This window comes from Candidatus Fukatsuia symbiotica, assembly GCF_003122425.1.
Lineage (GTDB): Bacteria > Pseudomonadota > Gammaproteobacteria > Enterobacterales > Enterobacteriaceae > Fukatsuia > Fukatsuia symbiotica.
Map to the genome: position 1 here is coordinate 739342 of NZ_CP021659.1, position 25841 is coordinate 765182.

The window sequence follows — 25841 nt, forward strand, 5'->3', positions numbered from 1 at the left end:
GTAGATAGGCTATTTTTTTGCGGTCAGAAAATTTTTTTCCAATTCTACCATGGAAATTTTCCGATCGTTCAGGGTGTCTCCTGCAGTTGTCTTCAGTACCAGCGCCAGCCCTTGCGCAGATAAATTCCCAGTCTCGTGCTGATGTCTGGCTGAGGCGATAAATAATCTTTTATTCACGATGCGAAAAGTATCTTCATTCGCTCTCCAGAATTCACGGAGTTTATCTATATATTTCTTGCTAAAGTTACTTTCGATTACTATTTTCATAAAATCAACGGGCAACAGGCGAACCTCATTGTGTTTGCCAAATTGTTGCTACTGAGTTCGTCGGAATTAAGGCGATCTTCGGCACCAAAATTGCCTAACAAACGTTCCGTTAATGTTTTTGATTCCACGGGAATACCATTATGCTCCCAGCCAATAAAAGTTTCAGATGAACTGGATGCATAATTAAATCTGTTAAAAAAAGTTTTATTGGGATTAATATCTAAACCATATTTTTCTTTAATAGCATCTTTGAGATATTTTGCGGCTGATGGGATTATTTGTGGGTAATTCTCTTTCAGTCTATTTACTTTTTCGATATAGCTTTTTCTGTCCCTGAGCAACAAATCTTCCTGAATAACGCCTTCAGCAGGCGCTGAGCAAGATGTACCAGCATTATATTCGCTGTAAGGTACCATATGCCATTCGGTTGTTAAGGCAAGAGCATCCTGAGATGGTTGCACATTAGTAGGTTTAGTTTGCATGTTTTTTTCTCTTAATATCAGGACTTACAAAAGCGTCGTTCCCTGTGAGGGATTTTTCAATTGCTGATAGAAAGAATCACCAAGCACTCCAAATTTAACTTGATGGAGAGTTCGTTTATTTTTTCTATTTATATCAGCGAGGTGTATTCAAAATAAAAAAGCACAAGTGATATGATTTGAATACATGCTTTACGGTGTTGACAGTGTTCAAGACCGGTTAATTGTTTAGATTTTCTTCTTACCATCAACCTATGGATCGTAAATACGGTAATCAATAATCCAGTGGCCTTGTGTGTTTGCATCAACATAGACACAAATTACCACCCCAATTCCCTTAATAATTCCCTTATATTACCACCTAACCAACTCAATGTGATGCAGGAAATTTTTATCAACGATATAGTAATCTTGTCGAACACGAGACAGCCATCATCATAAAGAAAGATCGAATCACGTATATTGCCCCACAGGAGTTGAGGTGTTATTTGTCGTTCCAAATCGGTTTATCGCATCGAACCGTCCAGTTTTTTTAACTGTTCGCATTAATGGTAGCTCGAATCTCCTCAGTCGTCACCGTTTCTAATTTATCAGTACAGATTCCTTCCATCACGGTGATGGTTGTTGCGTTCAGAACAAATGACTTGAAAGGCTATACTTCCTTATGCGCAATTTTATTTGTACCATGGATATGAGTTTGTACCAGTAGACGTTAAGCATCATTCCTCCATATTGTACAGTGAATAACCAGGCGGTACTCTAATCTAAAAGGCTCCCTCGGCAATTTTTTTTCTAATAGGGGCATCTAAAACCTTGTGAAGTACCACTTTAATGTGCGCTGATAGCCTTATTTTTTACACTGTTAGAGACAAACACGGGCCAATCTTAGAGGTGCCATCAGCGACGAAGGCAAAACACTGGCGTAGGCAAAGTAATTGATAGCCTGTAGCCATTCCACTAAATGATAAAAAAAGCATCCACCCGCGGGTGGATAATGCGAAGTGATGTACAATCCCAGATCATAAAAAATCCGCCATAATGAAATTTGGCACATAACTTTAGGATAAACGATGGCTAATTCCTCATTTTTTCTACAAGACAGTAATAGTAGACGTTTACTGATAGCCTTTATAATCACCACCTTATTTATGGTTGCAGAAGTCATTGGCGGTTTACTCTCTAGCTCGCTAGCACTATTAGCGGATGCGGGTCATATGGTAACTGATGCGATGGCGTTACTGCTCGCACTGGTTGCCGTTCACTTTGCACAGCGTAAACCCAATATGCGCCATACTTTTGGTTATCTGCGTTTGACCACCGTAGCGGCGTTCGTTAACGCCGGCGCTTTATTTTTGATCGTTTTATTGATTGTCTGGGAAGCGATGCACCGTTTTGTGGAACCACATGACGTACTGGGCGTTCCTATGCTAATAGTTGCTATCGCTGGATTTTTTGCTAATCTCTTCTCTTTCTGGATATTGCATCGTGGCACGGAAGAAAAAAATATCAACGTACGCGCTGCAACTTTGCACATACTTGGCGATTTATTGGGTTCAGTAGGTGCGATTGTCGCTGCGATTGTGATCCTAATGACGGGTTGGACACCGATAGATCCTATCTTGTCTATCTTAGTTTCAGTACTAGTATTACGTAGTGCCTGGCGTTTACTGAAAGAAAGCTTTCACGAATTGCTCGAAGGTGCCCCGCACGACGTAGATATCGATAAATTACGTCAGGCATTGTGCACTAACATCGATGAAGTTCGTGACGTTCATCATGTTCATTTGTGGCAAGCGGGTGAACAGCGTTTAATGACGCTACACGTGCAGGTTGCTCCACCCAATGATCACGATGATTTATTGCAGCGAATTCAACAGTATCTGTTAACACACTATAATATTGCCCACGCCACTATCCAGACAGAATATCAACATTGCAAGAAAGCAGATTGTGATATCGGCCAGTTAGTTAGCACTACCTGTAAGGTACATCATCATTAATTGACATTACGTCGAGCCATTACTTATCACTAATGTTACATGATAGGATGAAACCTTGTTCAAGCACACCTCAGCCCACCATCTTTGGCGGGCTTGTGGGCGGTGCTTACGACGATTTCGAACAGGTTCAATCAAAATCACTCAAATTAATGTCACGGTGCTTGCTACAGTTTTACTAAATAGACCTTTTGCATACCTACTGCGTGGTATGAACTCGGTGTTACATGGTGCTCACAATCCTCATGTTTGCGTGTGTACACTGCGGTTACTGTGCTTCGGGTGCATCGACTTCGCATAACGAATTACGGTTTTACAAGAAGTCTAATGTTTATTGACGCCCTGAATGACCAAAACCACCAGTGCCACGCTCACTATTGGTAAATTCTTCAACAATATTAAATCCAGCCTGTACCACAGGCACCAACACCATTTGAGCAACACGCTCACCAGGCTCGATAGTGAAAAATTTTTTACCGCGGTTCCATATAGATACCATCAATTGCCCTTGATAATCTGAGTCAATTAATCCGACCAGATTACCTAAAACAATGCCGTTCTTATGGCCTAATCCAGAGCGCGGCAAAATCATGGCAGTCAAGCTGCTGTCGGCGATATGAATAGCTAATCCGGTTGGCAATAACGTGGTTTCTCCTGGTGCTAAATCTAACGCTTCATCTAAACAGGCCCGCAAATCCAGCCCCGCCGAGCCGGCAGTTGCGTATGTCGGTAAGGGAAATTCTTTACCCATTCTAGGATCCATTATCTTAACGTCGATTTTTTTCTTCATAACGGCTAATAATCTCATCTAATAAACGTTGACCGAGGAGAGATTTATCGCTGTGCGATAAACGTTTTTCTCCTGTCGACCAAAAAAGGTGCAATGCATTGGTATCACTATTAAACCCATTTTTTTCAAGGGATACATCGTTAGCACAAATAAGATCCAGATTTTTTCGTACCAATTTTTGTCGAGCGTATTCTTCCACATTATCGGTTTCGGCGGCAAATCCAACGACAAATGGACGGTCATCCATCATTGATGCTACACCAGCAACGATATCTGGATTTCTGACCATTTTTAGCATGATTTCTTCGCCCTGTTTTTTGATTTTTTTATCTGATACCTGTTCAACACGATAATCAGCGACGGCGGCACAAGAAATAAAAATATGTTGTGTTGCCGCGTTTCGCTGCACAATTTGCTGCATCTCCAATGCATTGATCACATCAATACGTTTTACGCTTGGCGGCGTTGCTAAATGCACCACCCCAGAAATCAAGGTCACTTGTGCTCCACGTTTTGCCGCTGCTTGAGCGATAGAAAAACCCATTTTGCCTGAACTTTGATTACTGATAAAACGTACCGGGTCCAGTGCTTCACGTGTTGGTCCAGCAGTAATCATGATGCGTAGCTTCTTTAAGTCTTGCTTGCTAAAAAAATGACTCTGTACTAGAGCAACTATTTCACAAGGTTCAAGCATCCGACCAGGGCCAATATCACCGCAAGCTTGACTGCCACTACCTGGCCCCCACAGTAGAATCGCGCGACTTGCTAGCACTTGTAGATTAGCCTGAGTAGCGCTGGCATGGTACATCTGTTGGTTCATCGCGGGGATAGCGGCAACGGGAGCAGAACTGGCCAAACAAAGGGTTGTCAACAGATCATTCGCCATACCGGCAGCAACACGTGCCAGTAAATCCGCGCTAGCCGGCGCTATAACGATAAGATCAGCCCATTTAGCTAACTCAATATGCCCCATTGCCGTTTCTACGGCCTGATCGAGCAAATTGTCAGCGACGGCATAACCCGAAACCGCCTGTAATGTGAGTGGAGTAATAAAAGCCTTAGCCGCTTCGGTCATTACAACACGTACTACTGCACCCTTATCACGTAAACGGCGCACTAGCTCTGGGCATTTGTAAGCAGCAATCCCTCCACTAATACCGAGCACAATACGTTTGCCAGTGAGTTCGGTACGATTGTCGACGAACCCCATCATCACAATTATCCTTATCAGAGAAGAAAGAAACAATATGTTAGCATAATCGTTGAACAAATTTGCGAGGTACTTCGCATGTTCCTGTTAGGAAGATCGTCCTGGAAAATGTTCAATGTCATACTTATCAACCGATAATATTGAATCAATGTGGTGCTAAAAGGTCTTGAAGAGTACCGAATAATATTGAAAAGTTGCGGTGCGTAAAAAAACAGGAGTCATGGATGGACAGATGGTCTGGTGTTATGCCACCTCGGGAAAAATTACTAAAATTTGGGGCGGTGGCACTGACTGATACGGAACTGTTGGCTATTTTTTTGCGTACTGGAATGTCAGGACTGCACGTGATGGCGATGGCTGAAAATCTGGTTACAGAGTTTGGTTCATTGTACAGTTTGATGTCTGCCGACTATCAGACGCTCTGTGCTCAAAAAGGGATGGGAAAATCTAAATATACGCAAATTCAGGCAATATCGGAGCTGGCGCGCCGCTGCTCCGCTTCCTATTTGGCGAAAGAAAGTGCGTTGTGTAACACTAAAGTCACCCGTGAGTTTCTACAAAGTATTCTTTCTCATCGCGATCGTGAAATTTTTTTAGTGATGTTTCTGGATAACCAGCATCGTGTTATTCGCCATGAGGAATTGTTTGCTGGTACCATCAGCAGTGTTGAAGTTCATCCACGAGAAATTGTGCGGGAAGCATTAAAATTTAATGCTGCAGCATTGATTTTGGCTCATAACCACCCATCAGGAAGGGCGGAACCGAGTAAAGCCGATCGTTTGATGACTGCACAAGTGATTAAAGCTTGTTCGCTGTTAGATATTAGGGTGCTAGATCATTTTGTTATCGGTCATGGTGAATGTGTCTCCTTTGCTGAACGTGGTTGGATGTAAAGATATTTTTCGCTGTCCTTCGAAGGTGTTTGCTCGTTCGGGACTTGAGCACTGACGTTGTAAGGCGTATACTACGCGACTTTTAGGAACTCTGGGTTCGGTGTGAAGGATCTATCTCTAGGTAGGTTTTTGACCCGTTTGGCTGTTTCTGATTTGATTAGACCTTTTGCGAAACTGTAGCGGAGGGAGAAAAGCATACGAAGTACAGCAAGCGGAATGTATACAGCAGAATACATGAAGATTGGGGATGCCTTGTGATGCAGGATCCACATTACGCAGCAAGTGGCCGGTTTCAAGTAGCCTTCGGCTTTTAGGTAGCTTTCAGCTTTCGCAAGAGGCCTGTTCTAAAACCTGATGAAGCAGCTATATTCTGCTGTGAAGCTCGATCTGATTTGATTTTTGGAGAAATAAATATGTCTCAAGTCTGCCAAGTTACTGGCAAACGCCCGATGAGCGGTAATAAACGTTCTCATGCGATGAATGCGACTAAACGCCGTTTTCTACCTAACTTACATCGTCACCGTTTTTGGGTTGAACAGGAAAAACGCTTTATCACTTTGCGTGTGTCTGCTAAAGGTATGCGAGTTATTGATAAAAAGGGTGTCGAAACGGTTTTAATCGGCCTCGGCATCATCTCCGATCCCACAAAGAAAAATCTTGGAAAAAAAAGTATTGAGGAGCTGAATCATGGCTAAAAATGCTCGCGAAAAGATCAAACTCGTTTCTTCTGCTGGTACGGGGCATTTTTATACCACCACAAAGAACAAACGTACTAAGCCGGAAAAATTAGAATTGAAGAAATTTGATCCTACTGCAACTGTCCGTCGACACGTAATGTATAAAGAAGCGAAGATTAAGTAGTTTTGTTGGCGTAATGAAAACCCGGCCTTGGTCGGGTTTTTTTTTCCATGTAGCATCAGTGTTATATTAGACTTTTTGCAAAACTGTCTGTTTGTTATGTGAAGTAAAAGCACACAGCAACCGCTGTGTACATACGAGTACGTGAGGATTGCTAGTATCACGTAACCTTGCATGCACACCATAGCGGGTTATGCGAGGTTTATTTTTTCTTAGAGCCTATTTAAAATCGTTATGAGCCACTATGTTACTTAGTATCCTTTATATTGTTGGCATCACCGCGGAAGCGATGACAGGTGCATTAGCTGCCGGTCGTCGTCAGATGGATACCTTTGGTGTCGTTATTATTGCTTCTGTAACCGCTATAGGCGGGGGATCAGTTAGAGATATGTTGTTAGGTCATTATCCTTTGAGCTGGGTCGAACATCCTAAATACATTGTTATTGTTGCCGTTGCCGCAATCATCACTACTTGGGTTGCCCCCCTGATGAAACATCTGCGGCGGCTGTTTCTGGTGCTTGACGCCATCGGATTAATTGTGTTTTCAATTATTGGTACCCAGGTTGCTCTAGATATGGGGTACAGTAACATTATCGCAGCTATCTCTGCGGTGATCACCGGTGTTTTTGGCGGTGTATTACGTGATATGTTTTGCAACTGTATTCCCTTAGTATTCCAGAAGGAGATTTATGCGGGGATATCTTTTGCTGCGTCATGGATTTATATAGCACTTCAGTACACTGTTTTGCCACACAACTGGATTGTCTTTATTACCCTGGTAGTGGGGTTGAGCGCCCGATTACTTGCATTACGATTTCGTTTAGGCTTGCCTATTTTTAATTATGAACATCAGGATAGATAGATTCTTCGCTGTTTTTCAAGCTAGATACCGTCTTGCCCATCATGATGCAAGTGCTATTTTTGTATCGAATGGGATGCCTGATTTCAGCACACCATACGCCAGTTGGAGTAATTTGCGCATTGCTGCACAGACGCCCATTTTACCCCCTTTATGGCGTGATACGAGTCGTTGCCACTGTGCTTTCACTATCGGATTACAAGAAAGGGCAGCCAGAGCGGGCATATACAACGCTTTCCTGAGCTCGGTATGACCCCGTTTTGATAGGCGGCTCCGTCCTTTAAATAAACCTGATTCACAAAGTTTTGGGTTAAGCCCGGCATAGGCCACCACTGCCTTACTGTTAGTGAATTTTGACACATTACCCACATACGCCAGCAAACTGGCACTTAGTATTTCACCGATACCAGGAATACTCTCCAGCAACGCTTTATTTTTCTTTAAGTCAGGATCGTTATCGATATGGTTTTTTATTTTTTCTTTGGTGGCCTGGATTTGTTGTTTAAGTGCAGAAATGATTTCAAGCAGTGAGGATTGAACGACATCGTCAGCCACTGATTGCCGATTTTCTTGCATTTGCCTCATTTCCTCTAAACTCTTTAGATGGCGTACTAGCGCGGTTAATTGACGTTCGCTCAAGGGAGGAGGAGTCCAGAGGACAGGTGTATGCAGTGCGCAGTAGCGCACTATCATTTTTGCATCCCCCTGATCCGTCTTGTTCCGACTCAGTTCACTCTCACCAAAGGCATGAATACGTGATGGGTTTTCTAGGCTGACGTCAATGCCATTATCAACTAAGAACATAGCCAGTGGAACACTGTAACTCCCTGTGGCTTCGAGACAAATATGACAATCCCCGTAAGGGATAAGCCATTTCAGTAGTTGGCTAAATCCAGAGGGGTATTCGGGAATGCTTTTGTTTTATACTTTTTTCTCTCTACCCACACTGCAACATCGAATTTTAATTTGGCAACATCAATACCCACTGAGGTCTTGTCCATGGCTGATTCTCCCATGAAAAACAGATAATTAAATGATCGCCCCGACCTTCCTTATAAATACGTGCTCTTAGCACAAGATACCGTTCGGTCTTACAGGCGACGATAAATATGTCACCGGGGTTTTATCTGACTGCACAAGCTTTAAGCCTAAGGGCGCAAACAAACTCTCCGGTGACATCCCAATGATCAGTTGGGGATCATCAACCTTTGAAAGTTAATAATCAAGATATAAGGGCGCAACCAAACCGAGCGAACACCACTGCCGGAAATCATTATCCCCTGTCGGTTAAGTTCATTCGCCACACGGTGCTGACCATAAGCAGGATAGTCGTAAGCCATATTCACCACCGCTTGTTCTATATGCGGCTCCACTCGATTTTTTTCGAGTGGTTTTTTACGGCTTATTTCCACCAAGGCTGGCTCACCTCCCTGCTCATACAGCTTTTTAAAACGGTAATAACTGTTTCTGCTGTAGCCCATGACTTTACACGCTGACTGAACATTACACAGCTGTTTTGCCAGGTCAAGTAAGTCGAGTTTCGGTTTGATTATTTTTGCTGTTTGATTCATTTCTAACACGCCTTCATTTCATATTAAATATATTGAAATGTCAGATTAAATTCAAACTTTTACATATTAACCTGTTCAAAACGCTTATCAATCTGCTCAAACCGTATATCCATATCTTTACGTAGGTCGGTTATTTTAGCGTCGGTTTTTTCAAATCCGGCGTCCATATCTTTACGTAGGTCGGTTATTTTAGCATCTGTTTTTTCAAATCCGGCGTCCATATCCTTACGTAGGTCGGTTATTTTAGCGTCGGTTTTTTCAAATCCGGCGTCCATATCTTTACGTAGGTCGGTTATTTTAGCGTCGGTTCTTTCAAATCCGGCGTCCATATCCTTACGTAGGTCGGTTATTTTAGCATCAGTTTTTTCAAATCCGGCGTCCATATCCTTACGTAGGTCGGTTATTTTAGCATCTGTTTTTTCAAAATTGGCGCCCATATCCTTACGTAGGTCGGTTATTTTAGCATCGGTTTTTTCAAATCCGGCGTCCATATCCTTACGTAAATCGATTATTTTAGCATCGGTTCTTTCAAAATTGGCATCTATACCCTTACCTAAATCATCCAGATCACGCTTAGTGGCAACATCTACAGCTTCGTGAGATTGACGGATAACGAAAGAAATTGCTCTAGCGTGAGGCGTTAAAATACCTGCCTTTTCAAGGTTTTCTACAACCTGTTGTGTATCAAGTGTAACCAATGCCATTTTTACATGCTCCTTAATCGATCACCATGCTATTCCCGGCATAATGCTAAATATGTCCCACAGTATATACCCGTGATCAATGAAGATGCTTGATTTTGAAGTCGATAAGGATCATGCTCATAGCCATGAAAATAGAGCTGACTGCTGACCAGAAAATTACCCTCGAAGCCCAACATCGTCAAAGCCATGACCGCCGTGTCTGTGACAGGATCCGGTGTGTTTTGTTGTCCGCAGACGGCTGGACTCCCCCTATGATTGCTCACTCACAGCTCATTAATGAAACCACGGTGCGGCGCCACCTTACAGACTATCATAAACTCAACAAGCTCAAGCCTGAAAATGGCGGCTCCGATGGCTATCTCAATGCGGAACAGACCACGTCGCTGGTTGAACATCTCACCCAGCCGCTCTACCACCACAATCACCAAATTGTGGCCTATATCGCTGGACGCTGGAACATCACCTTTACCGTATCAGGTCTGTATAAAGGGTTGAAGCAGCATGGCTTTAGCTATAAAAAGCCGAAAGGTGTTCCGCATAAATTTGACGTTGAGAAACAGCCGCAATTTATAAAGACCTACAGCGAATTGAAAGACGCCGCGGGTAATGACCCCATACTGTTTATTGATGCCGTTCATCCGACACAAGCCACCAAAATAAGCTACGGCTGGATACGAAAAGGCCAGGATAAAACGATAGAGACCACCGGGAGCAGAACGCGGTTGAATATCATGGGAGCCTTGAACATCCAGAATGTGGCTAACCCCATAATCCGTGATGATGAGACGATTAACAGCGAAAATGTGGTTCACTTCCTGTCTGCCATTCGCGCGCATTATCCCATCACGACAACGGCACATGTGATCCTCGAGGGTGCAGGCTATCACCGTTCACAGCTTGTGCAAGACGCCGCGCTTACGTTGAATATCCAGCTTCATTACCTTCCGCCGTATAGCCCGAATCTAAACCCGATAGAGCGATTGTGGAAGGTGATGAATGAGCAAACACGAAACAATAGATATTACCCATCTAAACAGAGTTTTAAGAACGATATCTTAAACTTCTTTGAGGTGAAGCTACCACAAATGGCAAGTTCTCTGGTATCTCGCTTAAACGATAATTTCCAGGCGCTAAATCCTGCATCTTGATTTCACTTGGGTATATACTTCTTTGTTTGTTGAGGGAGTCAGATTTTTTCGTCTTATGTCAGGACAATGACGCCTAAGTCATAAGCTCTGCCATGTTTATCTGCATCTAATTCTGATGCTATCGCTTTCAATGCAGCTTTGTTGCTAATTTCGCATTGATACGTGTTTGAGATAACTATTTTCGAAATAGAAAATTAATTTATCAACTCAAAAATTTAGTAGATTGGAGGAGTCTGTTAATATTGTTGGTATATTAAATTTTGTTGAAATTTTATGAGTAGTCTAAAATAATTAACCCCCTAGTTAACGTTAGCAATACTAATTTTAATTGGGGGTGAGTGTTTTATAGAATCATTGATTCTGTTTTAATCTTTTGAAATCCAGCTCTGACAGATCCTGTTATAGTAACGGATAATTGTTAAAGCTGTTTCCAAAGTATTAAGATTTATTCAACATGCCTAATGCAATTTTTAACTCTTCGTCCTCTATTCTACTTTGTGTTTCTGCATCCTGAGCCATTTTTTCAAGTAAAGTGGTATTATTCTGTACTTGTGCAGAGGTAGTAGCGTAGTGAGCAGCCATAGGATGTGTATATTGACTTATTGTTGATGCTTGGGCTTCTTTTTGGGCTTCTGTAATTCGGTTATCACTATTGGGTACTTTATATCCACTTATTTCTAATGCTTTGTCTTGTTCTAATTTAGCTATACTAAGATGTTTTTCCGTTTTTAATTCTGCTTGTTTGGCTTCTTGTTCTGCTTTTTCAGCTTTTATAGCATCTCCAGTTTCTGTTGCAGTTTTTGCAGCTCCTTCAGCTATTCCAGCTTTTTCTGCATAAGATTGGGCGGTATGTGCAGCGTCTGAAGCGTTGGAAGCGTGTTTTTCAACTTCCGTAGCTGGATCATAACTTGAAGATATCGCTTTAGGTATTCCTGCAAATTGTTTACATTCTTCTGCTATCTTAGCATATGATTTTGCGGTATCTGCAGTTATCTGTGCATTAGATATTAGATGAGGATGTTGACGCACGTTCCGCAGCCTGATAGGCGGTTTCGCAATTAGATTTACCTGCTTTTATTTTTTCGTATACAGAAGCGTTTCTTTCTACGAATTTCTTTGTAGTCATCTGATCCTTTACAACAAAATCTGCATCTTCATCTAATTGAATTATTGTTTTAAGAAATTTAATTTTCTCTTCTTTACTAGGTTGTTCTGGCATGAGCCGATTCAGCTCTGAAGATAAATTAAGTACATAAAAAAAGCCTTTAAAATTATCTAATTCAGGCTGTTTTATATCACCACTTAATACCGCAGTTGCCATATCTTTTTTGTAGGTGTCACGCAATCTATTCAGTTCTGTCAGTTTCTCTGAAGAAAGTGTGTTATCAAAAGAACGAATAGTTTTCTTCAGGTTAGAGTCTGATACAGGGGCTGTTAAAGCAGTATTAGATTCAATCGCTGCAGCAGGAATAGAAGGAGCAGGACGACTAGGATGTAAAGGCACAGCCGCTGTAGCAGGATTAGTGGGTAGCGTCGTATCTGTGGCTACAGGAGTTGTGGTAGGGGCAGTTGCATGTTTATTTTTTTTATATTCTTGTCCAGCTAAAAGATTTTGTAATTCTCCTTTTTTAATAGCAGATAGACCCGGTTTTTGCAATTTCTTGTTGATAGACTCTATATTATGGAGTGCTATTTCATATTTTTTAGTTGAACTGAGTTCTTTATTTAGAATTTTTCCGATGAAAAATTCTGTGAAACGATTTCTTCTTATTAAACCTTTGGGTGCAGTAGATGCAGCGGGTGCAGTAGATGTACTAGCAGATACATTGCTACTCGGACCTTTAGGATACATACCTGTCCCTGTTATCTGAAAACTGAATGTAGCAGTGAGCGTCCCGTTATCCTCACTAAATTTTCCACGTATTTGCTCTATAGAAATTGTATTTTGATGCTGTGATGTTGCCTGAAGACACATAATTATTATCTCATTGTTATTTAAAAAAACGGTTTAAAAGATTTATTTTCAATAGTCAAAATATTACATTTTATTTGATTTTAAAAATATCAAAAAACGCCCATTAAATAGATAATAATTTTTGATTCAAGAAAAAAATGACTTTATTTTACTTATTTATACAAAACTTTAAAAATAATCACATTGACGATTTGGTAATAATGATTTTCTGGATGTTAGCAGAATTTATGCGAGAGTCAACGAGAAACTAAACGTAGGTGAGATGGGGTTAAATTATAATTGTGAGGTACGTTTAGTTAATCTTATCAGAGCAGCTAAACGTACAGGCTACCAAATTACTTGAGTTGTTACTGTATAATCAGTTTGCTAGACTATTTTCCCTTTTCGTCATTGAAAATATATTATTGAGCATGATGTTGTTGTAAATTATATTGAGGTGAATCTATTTGTATTATCTACATCAGATTAGGAAAATCCAATATTTCTCCTTGTTTGTCTTATTATTTTCAGGCCAACATCTAGACTTCCTTCAGGTAGTCCTGCCATGCGGTCTTTTAGTTCTCCTGACGCAAATGTTTTTTTCAACATCATTAAAAATTCCTTTCTTTCCTCTTCCTTTTCTTTTTCTATTTTTTCTCTCTTATTACTTATTCTTCGAATTAAGTGACATATTGGTCCACTTATATGGCTTAGTATACTTTTTTCAAATTTTAATTTGGAATTTCTTACTGCAGTTAAAGGACCAAAATGTCCAAAATCACCGGTGGTTTTTGATGTTTCAGGTAAAAATGTTCCTGAACAAGATGTTGTAATATTCATAATTATCCTCGCATAGTTATTTTCTCACTGTTATTTTTAAAAAGTAAAACCACATTACACCCTGTTGTATTTTCAAAATATCAAAAAAGGGTTAAAATTTTAAAATAAAAACATAAATAGAAAAAACACGACATAATTATCGAGGTTTCTCTATTAATTCATTTATTATATTTATGTTATATTATTAATGCTACTGCCAGGTAAATAAGTGGAAAATAATTACTAAGAGCCTGTTCGAAATCTCTTGTGCTCGCTGATACTTCGTCAAAAACGCGCTCAAAATGTTCATTTACTCTCTGTAAACTGCGCTTTTTCGCACGTTTTTTCCTCGTCTGAGCGTCGCTCAAGAAGATTTGGAACAGGCTCTACGGGGTTTGGGCTAATAGTTTTACTGCCGTACCCTTTATACAGATCATCAGCATATTACCGCCTTTACCTATCATCTGATAATCAATAGTGATGCCAACAACCGCATGCGCGCCTAATTCTTCAGCCTGTATTTGCAGTTTAGTAAAAGCATTCTCACGGGCTTTACGCAGTGCTAATTCATAGCCTTTTACCCGACCACCAATGAGATCACGTATACCGGTGAGAAAACCTTGAAACGCATTGATATTCAGCATGACTTCACTACTGACGATGCTGCAGTATTCGCTAATGATAAACCCTTGCAGGGTTGGGGTAGTAGATAATTGCATGCACGCTTCCTTAGAACCTGTTCGCAATCTCTTGTGCTCGCATTTAGACTAGATGCCAAGCAACCGGGTAATTTGTTCCTTGAACAGCAAACCCAAGGTCGCAGCATAAAGAAACCATTGAATGCGGTCGAATTTGGATTCAAGCTTATCAAAACGTTTTTCAGATTGATCAAAACGTTTATCAACTTGTTCAAACTGTACATCCATATCCTTGCGGACTTCGGCTATTGCAGCCGACAGATCTTTACGGACTTCGGCTATTGCTGTGTCAGTCTTTCCAAATCTGGCATCGATATCCCTATGTAAGTCGTCAAGGTCACGCTTAGTGGCGACGTCTACAGCTTCGTGAGATTTACGAATAACGAAAGAGATGGCTCTAGCATGAGATGTCAAGACACCGGCCTTTTCAAGGTCTTCTACAACTTGTTGTGTATCAAATGCGACCAATGCCATTTGTATGCTCCTTATTGTTTGGCAGTAGAATGCTTCGAATCCGGTAAAGGTACTGAATCTTTCCTCTAGATGCAACCTAGTTCGATAATGGTTTCATGCGATTATTTTGTGATTAACGCACAAAAATTGCATAATTATTCGATAACAGTTACCCTTATCAGCATCATTAATTATTCAGATTTTTAGCATGAATATTCAACTTAACGCCATTAATTGTTACTACGGTTCACATCAGGCATTGTTCAACGTTACCTTAGACTGCCCTGCAGGAGAAACATTGGTGTTGCTGGGGCCCAGTGGTGCCGGTAAAAGCTCGTTATTGCGGGTGTTGAATCTGTTGGAAATACCCCGCTCAGGGTCACTGGCGATTGCGGGTAACCAATTTGATTTTAGCCAAAAGCTGAAAGCAACCGCTATCCGCGAACTGCGCCGTAATGTGGGCATTGTTTTTCAGCAATATCATCTGTGGCCACATCTCAATGTCATGCAAAATCTGATAGAAGCGCCTTGCCGGGTATTAGATCTGTCAAAAGAAGAAGCACGAGAGCGTGCGCAAAGATTGCTGAGCCGTTTAGGTTTAACCGATTTTGCTCAGCGTTTTCCTTTGCATCTCTCTGGTGGTCAGCAACAACGGGTGGCGATTGCCCGTGCGCTAATGATGGAACCTCGGGTATTGTTATTTGATGAGCCTACCGCGGCATTAGACCCGGGAATAACCGCACAAATAGTGAACATTATCCGTGAATTATCGGCAACCGGGATCACGCAGGTGATAGTGACTCATGAAGTTGAAGTAGCACGTAAAACTGCCAGTCGAGTAGTTTATATGGAAAAGGGGCATGTGATCGAGCAAGGTAATGCCAGTCATTTTACCGCGCCCAAAACCGCAGCTTTTGCTCATTATTTGTCACATTGATATTTATTAAGGATATAAGATGAAAAAATTAATCATTACTGTGTTTATTGCCAGTCTCAATTTTACTGTTTTTGCTGCTAAGCCGATTAGCTTTGCGACAGAAGCCTCTTACCCCCTTTTGAATTTATTGGCGCCGATAATGAAATACAGGGTTTTGATATTGAATTGGCACAGGCTCTGTGTAAAAAAATGGACGTCCCCTGTAATTTTACTAATCAAGCGTTTGACAGTTTGATTCCAAGTTTGAAATTTCGTCGTTTTGACGCAATTATTTCGGGGATGGATATTACTGCCGAGCGTTTGAAACAAGTTGATTTCAGTAAACCTTATTATGAAAATTCCGCGCTATTTATTACGCGTAACGTGCTTAAGCAGAAAAACACAATCACGGATATCGGTTCATTGCGTGGTAAACGTGTTGGTATGCAAAATGGCACGACTCACCAACAATTTTTACAGCAAGAACATCCCGAAATTACTACCGTTCCCTATGACAGCTATCAAAATGCGATCCTAGATCTAAAAAATGATCGTCTGGATGCGGTATTTGGTGATACCGCCGTGGTGAATGAGTGGCTAAAAAAGAATAAGACCCTGGTCGCTGTTGGCGATAAGATTACCGATGCTCATTATTTCGGTAGTGGTTTGGGGATTGCAGTGCGTCACAACAATACTGAGTTGCTGAATAAATTAAATGCGGCCTTGGTACAGGTAAGACAGGATGGCACTTATCAAACCCTCTACAATAAGTGGTTTAAACAGTAGACGGCTCGGGGGTGGGTTTTATGAATGACTTTCAGTCTTTGGTTAATGCTGCAGGGATGACCGTTGGCCTCGCTGTCTGTGCATTAATTTCTGGTTTGCTGTTAGCGATGCTATTTGCTGTTTGGGAGTCGTCACGTTGGCGGTTTTTTCGTTATCTCGGTACCTCTCTTGTCACGTTGTTACGCGGATTACCAGAAATTTTGGTGGTTCTTTTCATCTATTTTGGCTCTTCTCAGTTATTGATGTTGTTGTCTGATGGATTCACGTTGAATTTTTATCTGTTTCAATTACCGCTCAGATTGAATATCGATAGTTTTGAAGTGAGTCCTTTTTTATGTGCAGTGATTGCTCTGGCTTTGCTCTATGCTGCCTATGCTTCACAAACTCTACGTGGTGCACTGAAAGCCGTGCCGATCAGTCAGTGGGAATCGGCTCAGGCATTGGCTCTCAAGCCCGCCGTGATTTTCTTCCGGCTGATTATGCCGCAAATGTGGCGTCATGCACTGCCTGGTTTGGGTAATCAATGGTTGGTGTTATTGAAGGATACCGCATTAGTATCATTGATCAGCGTTAACGATTTGATGTTACAAACTAAAAGCATTGCCACCCGTACTCAGGAACCTTTCACCTGGTATCTTATTGTGGCAATGATTTATCTGGTGATCACTTTACTGAGTCAGTACCTGATTAAGTGGATTGAATTCCGTACTACAGATTTTGAACGGAACTTGGCTGATGTTTGAATATTTACCCGAGATAATCAAAGGATTGTACACCAGTCTGACGCTGACTATGGCATCACTGTTGCTTGCATTGTTGCTGGCCGTGCTATTTACCATCGTTTTGACAATGGATTTTTTACGACAGCGTGGCGAGTGTTGTGGCGTCAAGATGCAGGATGCACACCCTGTAGCGGGTTTCATGGCAAGAAGTATCATCAAAACACCGTTGCTAGCACCTTTAGTAAAAATCTATATCACCCTGTTTACCGGTACTCCTCTACTGGTTCAGATTTTTTTGATTTATTACGGTTCAGGGCAATTCCCGTCAATTCGTGAGTACCCGTGGCTATGGGATCTGCTGTCACAACCTTGGCTGTGTGCCATGATAGCACTGGCACTAAACAGTGCTGCTTACAGTACTCAGTTGTTTTATGGCACAGTGCGGGCCATTCCCCAAGGTCAGTGGCAAGCTTGTGTTGCTCTAGGTATGTCAAGGATGCAGTCCTTGCGGATTTTACTTCCTTTCGCATTGAAACGATCGCTTTCTTCATACTCTAATGAAGTAATATTGGTGTTTAAAAGTACTTCTTTGGCCTATACCATTACGTTGATGGAGGTAATGGGTTACAGCCAAATGATATACGGTCGTACTTATGACGTCATGGTGTTTGCTGCAACCGCTGTCGTCTACTTGTGTATTAACGGGTTATTAACGTTGTTAATGCGTTTAGTCGAGCAGCGCGCCTTGGCTTTTGAACGCTGTAATTGATAATTAACCGCTTGGATATAGGAGATCACGTGGTGCAATCTATTTTTAAAGGAATTTTGGTTGTCTTATTATTGTTTAGTGCTCAGGCTATTTCATCATCGACCTTGTTAGAAAAACCCCGTGTCACTATTGCGGTGGGAGGAAAGAGTGTTCTTTATAATCTCCCGCTGACCATTGCACAGCAGCGAGGCTATTTCGAACAGGCCGGATTGCACGTTGAAATTGTTGATTTCGCAGGTGGCGGCAAGGCGTTGCAAGCGATGATTGGCGGCAGTGCCGATGTGGTCAGTGGTGCGTACGAGCATACGATCAAATTACAAGCAAAAAATCAGTACATTACCGCGTTCATCATGACAGGCTTAGCACCACAGATTGTTGTCGGCGTCTCACGAAAAACCTTGCCCAATTATCGTCAGATTGCCGATTTAAAAGGAAAGAAAATCGGTATTAGCTCACCAGGTTCCTCCACCAATATGGTGGCGAGTTTTGTCCTGGCAAAAGGAGGTTTAACACCACAGGACGTCTCTTTTATTGGTGTTGGCACTTCAGCTGGTGCTGTTGATGCGCTACGCTCAGGACGTATTGATGCTATCGCCAACACAGAACCTGTCATTTCTTTACTCGAAAAAAATAACGAGATTACTGTTATTGCCGATACTCGCACATTGTCAGGCACTGAAGCCATTTTCGGTGGTGCGATGCCAGCGGGTTCTCTTTACGCTCAAGGATCCTTTCTAAAGGATAACCCCGCTACCGTACAGGCACTGACCCAAGCCATGCTTAAAGCACTACACTGGCTCAGCACAGCTTCACCCGAGGAAGTTGCAGCTGTGGTGCCTAAAAATTATTTACAAGGCGATCCCGAACTTTATAAAACGGCTTACGCTAATATCCGTCATGCTATATCAAAAGATGGGCTATTCTCCCCTGCTGCGGCGAAAACAGCATTACATGCGCTGGCGACATTCAACCCCAGTATTCACCCTGAAAATATCGATCTTTCTCGTACCTGGACTAATCACTATGTATTAGTTGCACAACAGGTATTATCTGAGCAGCAGCATGCACTTTAATCAGCCTTCTGGAAAAATAGAAGACAAGGCACTGTGGTTGCATGCGGTTTCATATCACTATGTGAACTCACTGGATCCTTTGGAAAGGTTGATTGTACTGGCGGAAACCACCTTGACGGTCAATGCCGGAGAGTTTGTTGCTGTCGTTGGTCCAACGGGTTGCGGAAAATCGACGTTACTGAATCTTTGTGCGGGGTTGATAGCGCCTTCTTCGGGGCACATCCTGGTATTTAATGAACCATTGAACGGTATTAATCAGCGTGCAGGGTACATGTTTCAAAACGAAGTGTTAATGCCTTGGTTCACCGTGCTGGAAAATGTGGTATTAGGGTTAACCTACCGTGGTATGTCACCCGGAGAGTCTAGTACTCGAGGAAGGGAATGGTTGACACGTGTAGGGCTGGCAGCCTCAGCAGATCGCTATCCTTCTCAGCTTTCTGGCGGAATGCGTAAGCGTGTGGCATTGGCACAAACACTGATCCTTGATCCAGATATCATTTTGATGGATGAACCTTTTTCTTCACTAGATATACAGACACGTCAGCTGATGGAAAATGAATTGCTGGCGTTGTGGGAGAAGAAAAAAAGTGCGGTGCTATTTATCACCCACGATCTGGACGAAGCGATTGCTCTGGCAGACCGGGTGGTTGTGCTTTCGGCTGGCCCCGCTACGCGCCCGATAGGAGAATTTGATGTTTCTCTGCCACGTCCACGAGATGTGGCAGAAATCAGAAGCCATCCCGATTTTGTTGCACTACATCGTAATATTTGGGATGTGCTACGTAGCGAAGTGCTTAAAAACTATCAACATGGTTTGTCTCATGATCATGAAGTGTAAAAACGTTAACATCTCCCCGACCGCCTTGTTACTGGGAAAACTTCTATTGCTTGGCTGTTTTTTGACGCTATGGGAGATCATGTCATGGAACCCGCAACTGGCATTTTTTTTCGGCGAACCTTGTAAGGTACTGATGAATCTCTGGCAATGGTTTACTCAGGGAGAAGGAAAAATGGATATTGAGTGGGGGGATAGGCTGCTTTTCTCTCTCTCTTTTCCGGCGCAGATTTACCCTCATTTAATTATTACGTTAACGGAAACTTTACTTGCGTTTACCTTGGGAACTTTGGCTGGCATGTTGGCTGGGCTTTATCTTGGTGTCTCTCCGTTGGCTTCTGCGCTATTAGCGCCCTATATCAAAGCCGTGAATTCGCTACCACGTGTGATTTTGGCACCCATTTTTGCCATGTGGTTTGGTCTGGGCATTTGGTCAAAAGTTGCGTTTGCTATCACATTAGTATTTTTTGTCGTGTTTTTTAACGTTTATCAGGGTGTGCGTGACGTTAATCCTACACTGTTAGCCAATGTGCGTATGCTAGGTGCGAGCCGGCGACAGCAATTATTGACAGTCTATCTGCCATCCGCTACGTCATGGGTATTCTCCAGCTTGCATACTGCGATCGGCCTGGCCTTTGTGGGTGCCGTTGTGGGTGAGTATTTGGGATCCTCTCGTGGCATTGGTTACTTGATTCTGCAAGCAGAAGGTAACTTTGATATCAATACGATATTGGCAGGTACCTTATTATTAACCCTATGTGCGTTATTACTAGATGTCGGCGTTAATGTCATTGAACGTAAGGCGTTAAGATATCGGCAAGTGAAATAGGTATAATATCAACCCGCGCGGCTCTACGCAGGTCACGTAGTCGCTGTTTTTCTACTCGTGACATAAACCACCATGTGATCAAACCGATAACACCCACGACTAATAGGATCAATGTCGCTAACGCGTTGATTTCTGGATTAACGCCCATCCGTACGCTAGAGAACACCAACATAGGCAAGGTAGTCGCGCCAGGGCCAGCAACAAAGCTGGCGATCACCAAATCATCTAGAGAGAGTGTAAATGCAAGTAGCCAGCCAGATACCAATGCTGGGGTAATCATGGGGACAGTGATCACAAAGAATACTTTCAGTGGTGTTGCGCCGAGATCCATTGCCGCTTCTTCAATCGAACGGTCTAATTCGCGTAATCTTGAGCTGACCACCACAGTGACATAGGCGCTGCAGAAAGTAACATGTGCTAACCAGATGGTGACCATGCCGCGTTCCGCCGGCCAGCCAATGGCATGTCCCATAGCAACAAATAGCAATAGTAATGATAGACCGGTGATCACATCTGGCATAACCAAAGGTGCCGTTAACATAAAGGCAAAACCGGTTGAACCGCGAAAACGCCCAAATCTGATCATCACAACAGCGGCCAGGGTACCGAGCACCACTGCCATCGTTGCCGATGCTGCTGCTATTGTCAAGCTGAGCCCTACGGCTGAAATCATCGTCGAGTCATTAAATAATTCACTGTACCAACGAACCGACCAGCCCGCCCAAACTGTCACCAATTTGGAACTGTTAAATGAATAGACGACCAGTATTAACATCGGAGCATAGAGGAAGGTGTAGCCTATCAATAGGATCAGGCGACGCCATACCGAGTGTACTGAGTTTTTCACATCCTGGCTCCTATTGTCTTAGACTTCTTGCAAACCCACTGCTTGGTGTGAATTCGGCGTTACGTGGTGCTCACAATCCTCATGTACGCATATATACCACGCAGTTATTGTGCTCCGAGTGCCTTGACTTCATACCACTTGTTACGGTTTTGCAAGAAGTCTCTTGTTTTGATGCTTATGAAACCAGAGTATTGGCATAATCAGTAAGGCCAGCATGACTATCGCCACCGCTGAAGCTACCGGCCAATCGCGATTATTAAAAAATTCTTGCCACAGGATACGACCGATCATAATGCTATCCGGTCCTCCCAATAATTCAGGGATAACAAATTCTCCCACCGCTGGGATAAAGACCAGCATCGAGCCGGCGATAATACCGCCTTTAGTCAGTGGGATAATGACATTGACGAATGTTTTAAATGGTTTAGCACCGAGATCTAATGCTGCTTCTACTAATGAATAATCTAGCCGTGTTAACGCGGTGTAGATAGGTAATACCATGAAAGGCAAGTAGGAATAAACGATCCCAATGTATACCGCGAGATTGGTATGCAGGATCACCAAGGGTTGATCAATAATACCTGACCACATCAACAAGTTATTTAGGATGCCATTGTTTTTTAGCAACCCCATCCAAGCATAAACTCGGATTAAAAATGATGTCCAAGATGGCAGGATAATCAGCAAAAGAAAAATATTGCGTGTAGAAGATTTACTTTGAGCAATCGCCCACGCCAGTGGGTAACCAATAAGTAGACAACATAGCGTCGAGATAAGTGCAACTTGCAAGGATTGTAGATAAGCATCGATGTACAGTCGATCGTTGAGTAATTGCAGGTAATTACCCAGATTCAGCGCAATACTTAGCTTGCCGTCCAACCAGGTAACGAGATCAGAGTAGGGTGGGATGGTGCGTACTACCTCGGCCAGACTGATTTTAAACACGATCAGGAAGGGCAACATAAACAGCAAAAATAGCCAGAGATACGGCAGTGCTATTACCAGTTTACGGCCTTGGGTCAGCTGAATGCGTTGCAATAGTGTTTTAACCGACAGGATAACGCGAGCGATGGATTTTGCTGAGGTACGTGCAGGATCTAACGTTGCCATATCAACTCCCCAAAACCACACAACTGTCGGCATCCCAACATAAGTGTACTGTGTCGCCCCAGGTTGGCATGCCTTTACGGTAGCGATGACTGTTCTGTAATTGGGCACTGATCATCTGACCACTGTGCAGTTTTACATGATAGATAGATAAATCTCCCAGATAGGCGATATCTACTACTTCTCCCACTGCAAAATTACATTCATCTTGCGGTATGTTTTCGCAAAGCATAATCTTTTCTGGGCGCAGTGCGATCAATACTGGAACACCATCGATTACCGAAGCATCAGAAGGGACCTTTAGCGAATGGCGCAAGCCAGGGCTATGGATCCGCAATGCATCATCTTTCCTATCAATCAATAAACCTTCAAACACATTTATCGAGCCAATGAATTCGGCACTGAATCTACTGTTTGGATGTTCGTAGATTTCTTCCGGTTCACCGATTTGTACAAATTTTCCACGGTTCATAATGGCTATACGCCCGGCCATTGTCATCGCTTCTTCCTGATCATGTGTCACCATGACACAGGTTGCACCGACACCTTCCAAAATATCGACCACCTCCAATTGCATACGGTCACGAAGTTTTTTATCCAGCGCACCCATAGGTTCATCCAGCAGCAGTAATTTGGGTCGCTTAGCCAGACTGCGTGCTAAAGCTACACGTTGTCGCTGACCACCGGAGAGTTGATGTGGTTTACGTCTGGCAAATTCTTCCATATGTACCAACGTCAGCATCTCGGCGACGCGATTTTTAATTTCCTGCGCTGCGAGTTTGTCTTGCTTCAATCCAAAAGCGATATTCTGCTCTACCGTCATATGAGGAAACAGTGCATAGGACTGAAACATCATATTGATGGGACGCTGATAGGGCGGCACACGGGATAAATCCTGCCCATCAAGCACTATCTGTCCTTGAGTCGGTTGTTCAAAGCCCGCCAACATACGTAATAACGTTGATTTTCCGCAGCCCGATGCGCCTAGCAGCGCAAAAATTTCACCCTTGTAGATGGTTAAATCGACATCATCGACTGCGGCGTGACCATCAAAAAATTTGGTTAAATTGCGTATCTCCAGCAAAGGAGTAAAAACCTTCTGGGATTTCGGTGGTAGGCGGCCAGTAACTTCGTTCACTCAGTGGACTCTCCAATGGTTCTATTTACCGCTTTTAACTTTAGTCCAAGCGCGCGTAATTACTCTATCCAATTTTGGTGGGTGTAATTTCAGAGTAAACATTTTGGCGCGGATGTCCGCTGGAGGGTAGATCTCAGGGTTATCTCGTACCACTGCATTCATCAAGGGTGTGGCCGCCTGGTTAGCATTGGCGTAGTAGATATGGTTACTGACATCGGCAATGACATTTGGGCGCATCAAATAATTCAGGAACTGATAGGCTTCCTGTGGATTTTTTGCATCCGCAGGCATAGCAAACAGATCAAAAGTCACTAACGCACCTTCTTTAGGAATGCTGTAAGCTAAATTAACACCATTCTTTGCTTCTTTTGCTCGGTTGGCTGCTTGGATCATATCTCCACTCCAACCAACAGCTACACAGGTATCCCCGTTTGCCAGATCATTAATGTATTGGGAAGAATGAAAATAACGGATACTGGGTCGCAATTTTAATAATAGCTCAGTTGCCGTGCCGGTATAGTCTGAGGCCAATGAACTGTTTGCATCTTTGCCTAAATAATGCAGTACGGTAGCAAAAACTTCACTGGGTGCATCAAGAAAAGAAACCCCGCAGTTTTGCAGTTTCGCCAAATTTTCCGGTTTTAGCACTAAATCCCAGCTATCGACCGGTGCATCGTTACCTAATGCCTTTTTGACTTTATCAACGTTATAACCAATCCCTGTAGTCATCCACATATAGGGGATAGAAAATTGATTATCTGTATCGTAACTGGCTACCAATTTTAGCAATTGTGGATCAAGATTTTTATAGTTGGGTAACTTACTTTTATCCAAAGGTTGGAAAACCTTAGCTGTCAATTGGCGTTCAAGAAAACTGTCCGAAGGAACCACCAAATCAAAACCGGTGCTGCCTGCCATAAGCTTACCGTCCAGCACTTCGTTGGAGTCAAACACATCATAGACCACTTTGATGCCGGTTTCTTTTTGGAAATTAGCCAGTGTATTGGGTGCGATGTAATCAGACCAATTGTAGACATGCAACCTTTTCCCCTCAGCAGCAACGGAGACGGATGTGGCCATTAACAGACCCATAGCTATAGCGGATAACCACTTTGTGTTGAACATCTACAACTCCTTAGAAGCTTATTAGAACCTGTTCGAAATCTCTTGTGCTCGCCGTGTTTTGGTCAAGCAATTCGTCAAAAACGCGCTCAAAATACTCATTTTTTCCTTGTCTGAGCGTCGCTCAAGAAGATTTGGAACAGGTTCTTAGGAATTTATTACACTCGTTGATACTTCATCAAAAATGAGTATTCTTGTTGTATACAAGAAGTGACGACGTTTTTTCGCCTATTCCAAGATTAATGGATAATTGGACGAAATCTTGACACCGGTGGCGAGTTTTTTTCTTCCTCCTCTTCCTCCTCTTCTTCGTCGTCCTCATATTCATAGTCGTCACTAAGAAATAGCATATCATTTTCTGCCACTGTGGAAATAATCATCGAGATTTGTTCTGTAGATTGCTGCATAAAGTGGTCAAATTGCTGTTCAGTGATGCCGGTGGCGATACTGATAGATTGGCATACGATCAGCTGTGCCAGATTGTCATTTTCTTCGATATTAATAAATGCTTTTGCTGTCAGAGAGAGAGTATTAATCTGGCTTAAATTGCTGCTTAGCGGGATCAATGCCGTTGGCCTGATTTCTGCCAGCACTGAAAACAGGATAACGTCATCCTTGAGATCAATTCTGGCATCAGACACACCGTCACATTTTTGCATGTGGCATAAGTGGAGCGCTTGGCAGGAGTCACACTCGAAAAACGGGCATCCCAGTTGACTTAGCCAACAGCGCAATAAGGCCAAATCTGGAACCTTGAAATCTAGAGCATTGAGTGAACTCATTACAATCAACCTCATTAAGACGAAAAGTGGCATAGCTTACGGAATATTTACGACAAGCGCCATCATCAATTCTGACAAATTAAAGAATAAGCATCCATCGTAGCTTTACACTCCTTAGAGCCTATTCGAAATCTGCGGCTCTCGTACGTACCACAAGCTATGGGCTTAGCAAGAGGTCTATTATTAATCAGAATAACAGATAATTGCTACTTTTT

27 protein-coding genes and 3 pseudogenes are annotated in these 25841 nt (G+C 42.6%); 13 read left to right on the forward strand and 17 right to left on the reverse strand.

The window, feature by feature from the left end:
• Positions 1-9: 9 nt before the first annotated feature.
• Positions 10-749, reverse strand: a pseudogene (locus tag CCS41_RS03595) (dermonecrotic toxin domain-containing protein).
• Between the two features lie 1067 nt (positions 750-1816).
• On the opposite strand from CCS41_RS03595, the gene zitB reads away from it, so the two are divergent.
• Positions 1817-2746 carry a CDF family zinc transporter ZitB gene (gene zitB, locus CCS41_RS03600; RefSeq protein WP_072551102.1) on the forward strand — a complete coding sequence of 310 codons (930 nt, stop codon included), beginning with the start codon at positions 1817-1819 and terminating at the stop codon, positions 2744-2746.
• A 328-nt stretch (positions 2747-3074) separates the two neighbouring features.
• On the opposite strand, the gene dut is transcribed toward zitB, so the two are convergent.
• Both dut and coaBC read right to left on the reverse strand, forming a co-directional pair.
• Positions 3075-3533: a dUTP diphosphatase gene (gene dut / locus CCS41_RS03605; RefSeq protein WP_072551103.1), complete on the reverse strand. Its 459-nt coding sequence runs from the start codon at positions 3531-3533 to the stop codon at positions 3075-3077.
• Positions 3511-4743 carry a bifunctional phosphopantothenoylcysteine decarboxylase/phosphopantothenate--cysteine ligase CoaBC gene (gene coaBC / locus CCS41_RS03610; RefSeq protein WP_119797718.1) on the reverse strand — a complete coding sequence of 411 codons (1233 nt, stop codon included), beginning with the start codon at positions 4741-4743 and terminating at the stop codon, positions 3511-3513. Before coaBC ends, dut begins: the two co-directional genes overlap by 23 nt.
• Positions 4744-4967: 224 nt before the next feature.
• On the opposite strand from coaBC, the gene radC reads away from it, so the two are divergent.
• From radC to CCS41_RS03630, 4 genes are all read left to right on the forward strand, one after another.
• Positions 4968-5636, forward strand: coding sequence for a RadC family protein (gene radC / locus CCS41_RS03615; RefSeq protein WP_072551105.1), 669 nt, complete (start codon positions 4968-4970; stop codon positions 5634-5636).
• Between the two features lie 413 nt (positions 5637-6049).
• Positions 6050-6331, forward strand: coding sequence for a 50S ribosomal protein L28 (gene rpmB / locus CCS41_RS03620; protein WP_083429672.1), 282 nt, complete (start codon positions 6050-6052; stop codon positions 6329-6331).
• Entirely contained in the window at positions 6324-6497 is a 174-nt protein-coding gene (gene rpmG / locus CCS41_RS03625) for a 50S ribosomal protein L33 (protein WP_072551106.1), read from the forward strand. The genes rpmB and rpmG overlap by 8 nt, the downstream gene beginning before the upstream one ends.
• Before the next feature lie 241 nt (positions 6498-6738).
• A complete protein-coding gene (locus tag CCS41_RS03630) occupies positions 6739-7356 on the forward strand; it encodes a trimeric intracellular cation channel family protein (protein WP_072551107.1) in 618 nt (205 codons plus the stop codon).
• A gap of 39 nt (positions 7357-7395) precedes the next feature.
• On the opposite strand, the gene CCS41_RS03635 is transcribed toward CCS41_RS03630, so the two are convergent.
• The 4 genes and pseudogenes from CCS41_RS03635 to CCS41_RS03645 all read right to left on the reverse strand — a co-directional run bounded on the left by CCS41_RS03635 (position 7396) and on the right by CCS41_RS03645 (position 9628).
• Positions 7396-8265, reverse strand: coding sequence for an IS110 family RNA-guided transposase (locus tag CCS41_RS03635; RefSeq protein ID WP_338025031.1), 870 nt, complete (start codon positions 8263-8265; stop codon positions 7396-7398).
• Positions 8229-8354, reverse strand: a complete 126-nt coding sequence (locus tag CCS41_RS17075) for a hypothetical protein (RefSeq protein ID WP_275887647.1) — start codon at positions 8352-8354, stop codon at positions 8229-8231. The genes CCS41_RS03635 and CCS41_RS17075 overlap by 37 nt, the downstream gene beginning before the upstream one ends.
• A gap of 234 nt (positions 8355-8588) precedes the next feature.
• A pseudogene (locus tag CCS41_RS03640) lies at positions 8589-8924 on the reverse strand (helix-turn-helix domain-containing protein); the annotation flags it as partial.
• A gap of 59 nt (positions 8925-8983) precedes the next feature.
• On the reverse strand, positions 8984-9628 hold the full coding sequence (locus tag CCS41_RS03645; RefSeq protein WP_119797233.1) for a DUF1640 domain-containing protein: 645 nt from the start codon (positions 9626-9628) through the stop codon (positions 8984-8986).
• Positions 9629-9753: 125 nt separating this feature from the next.
• On the opposite strand from CCS41_RS03645, the gene CCS41_RS03650 reads away from it, so the two are divergent.
• Positions 9754-10776 carry an IS630 family transposase gene (locus CCS41_RS03650; RefSeq protein ID WP_119797028.1) on the forward strand — a complete coding sequence of 341 codons (1023 nt, stop codon included), beginning with the start codon at positions 9754-9756 and terminating at the stop codon, positions 10774-10776.
• A 438-nt stretch (positions 10777-11214) separates the two neighbouring features.
• Here CCS41_RS03650 and CCS41_RS03655 read toward each other — a convergent pair whose 3' ends face one another.
• From CCS41_RS03655 to CCS41_RS03675, 5 genes are all read right to left on the reverse strand, one after another.
• Positions 11215-11805 carry a hypothetical protein gene (locus tag CCS41_RS03655; protein WP_072550546.1) on the reverse strand — a complete coding sequence of 197 codons (591 nt, stop codon included), beginning with the start codon at positions 11803-11805 and terminating at the stop codon, positions 11215-11217.
• Entirely contained in the window at positions 11777-12751 is a 975-nt protein-coding gene (locus tag CCS41_RS03660; protein ID WP_072550547.1) for a hypothetical protein, read from the reverse strand. The genes CCS41_RS03655 and CCS41_RS03660 overlap by 29 nt, the downstream gene beginning before the upstream one ends.
• 465 nt (positions 12752-13216) lie before the next feature.
• Complete coding sequence (locus tag CCS41_RS03665) at positions 13217-13570, reverse strand: hypothetical protein (RefSeq protein WP_072550548.1); 354 nt, start codon at positions 13568-13570, stop codon at positions 13217-13219.
• Positions 13571-13935: 365 nt separating this feature from the next.
• A complete protein-coding gene (locus tag CCS41_RS03670; RefSeq protein WP_072550549.1) occupies positions 13936-14268 on the reverse strand; it encodes a heavy metal-binding domain-containing protein in 333 nt (110 codons plus the stop codon).
• 48 nt (positions 14269-14316) lie between these two features.
• Complete coding sequence (locus tag CCS41_RS03675) at positions 14317-14721, reverse strand: hypothetical protein (RefSeq protein ID WP_072550550.1); 405 nt, start codon at positions 14719-14721, stop codon at positions 14317-14319.
• 187 nt (positions 14722-14908) lie between these two features.
• On the opposite strand from CCS41_RS03675, the gene artP reads away from it, so the two are divergent.
• The 7 genes and pseudogenes from artP (at position 14909) to CCS41_RS03710 (ending at position 20630) form a co-directional block, all read left to right on the forward strand.
• Positions 14909-15637 carry an arginine ABC transporter ATP-binding protein ArtP gene (gene artP / locus CCS41_RS03680; RefSeq protein ID WP_072550551.1) on the forward strand — a complete coding sequence of 243 codons (729 nt, stop codon included), beginning with the start codon at positions 14909-14911 and terminating at the stop codon, positions 15635-15637.
• 19 nt (positions 15638-15656) lie between these two features.
• Positions 15657-16402, forward strand: a pseudogene (gene artJ, locus CCS41_RS03685) (arginine ABC transporter substrate-binding protein).
• Positions 16403-16422: 20 nt separating this feature from the next.
• The gene (gene artQ / locus CCS41_RS03690; RefSeq protein WP_072550553.1) at positions 16423-17145 is read left to right on the forward strand and encodes an arginine ABC transporter permease ArtQ; all 723 of its coding nucleotides are present in this window, start codon (positions 16423-16425) and stop codon (positions 17143-17145) included.
• The gene (artM, locus tag CCS41_RS03695; RefSeq protein WP_072550554.1) at positions 17138-17893 is read left to right on the forward strand and encodes an arginine ABC transporter permease ArtM; all 756 of its coding nucleotides are present in this window, start codon (positions 17138-17140) and stop codon (positions 17891-17893) included. The genes artQ and artM overlap by 8 nt, the downstream gene beginning before the upstream one ends.
• Before the next feature lie 32 nt (positions 17894-17925).
• The gene (locus CCS41_RS03700; RefSeq protein ID WP_072550581.1) at positions 17926-18966 is read left to right on the forward strand and encodes an ABC transporter substrate-binding protein; all 1041 of its coding nucleotides are present in this window, start codon (positions 17926-17928) and stop codon (positions 18964-18966) included.
• Positions 18956-19804: an ABC transporter ATP-binding protein gene (locus tag CCS41_RS03705; RefSeq protein ID WP_072550555.1), complete on the forward strand. Its 849-nt coding sequence runs from the start codon at positions 18956-18958 to the stop codon at positions 19802-19804. The genes CCS41_RS03700 and CCS41_RS03705 overlap by 11 nt, the downstream gene beginning before the upstream one ends.
• Before the next feature lie 79 nt (positions 19805-19883).
• The gene (locus CCS41_RS03710; RefSeq protein ID WP_205411485.1) at positions 19884-20630 is read left to right on the forward strand and encodes an ABC transporter permease; all 747 of its coding nucleotides are present in this window, start codon (positions 19884-19886) and stop codon (positions 20628-20630) included.
• On the opposite strand, the gene potI is transcribed toward CCS41_RS03710, so the two are convergent.
• The 5 genes from potI to CCS41_RS03735 all read right to left on the reverse strand — a co-directional run bounded on the left by potI (position 20590) and on the right by CCS41_RS03735 (position 25626).
• Positions 20590-21477: a putrescine ABC transporter permease PotI gene (gene potI / locus CCS41_RS03715; RefSeq protein ID WP_119797235.1), complete on the reverse strand. Its 888-nt coding sequence runs from the start codon at positions 21475-21477 to the stop codon at positions 20590-20592. The two genes, CCS41_RS03710 and potI, sit on opposite strands and share 41 nt — an antisense overlap.
• A 141-nt stretch (positions 21478-21618) precedes the next feature.
• Positions 21619-22587 carry a putrescine ABC transporter permease PotH gene (gene potH, locus CCS41_RS03720; RefSeq protein ID WP_072550558.1) on the reverse strand — a complete coding sequence of 323 codons (969 nt, stop codon included), beginning with the start codon at positions 22585-22587 and terminating at the stop codon, positions 21619-21621.
• Between the two features lies 1 nt (position 22588).
• Positions 22589-23722, reverse strand: a complete 1134-nt coding sequence (potG, locus tag CCS41_RS03725; protein WP_072550559.1) for a putrescine ABC transporter ATP-binding subunit PotG — start codon at positions 23720-23722, stop codon at positions 22589-22591.
• A 21-nt stretch (positions 23723-23743) separates the two neighbouring features.
• Positions 23744-24847, reverse strand: a complete 1104-nt coding sequence (gene potF, locus CCS41_RS03730) for a spermidine/putrescine ABC transporter substrate-binding protein PotF (protein ID WP_072550560.1) — start codon at positions 24845-24847, stop codon at positions 23744-23746.
• Between the two features lie 236 nt (positions 24848-25083).
• Positions 25084-25626 carry a type III secretion system chaperone family protein gene (locus CCS41_RS03735; RefSeq protein ID WP_072550561.1) on the reverse strand — a complete coding sequence of 181 codons (543 nt, stop codon included), beginning with the start codon at positions 25624-25626 and terminating at the stop codon, positions 25084-25086.
• Positions 25627-25841 lie beyond the last annotated feature (215 nt).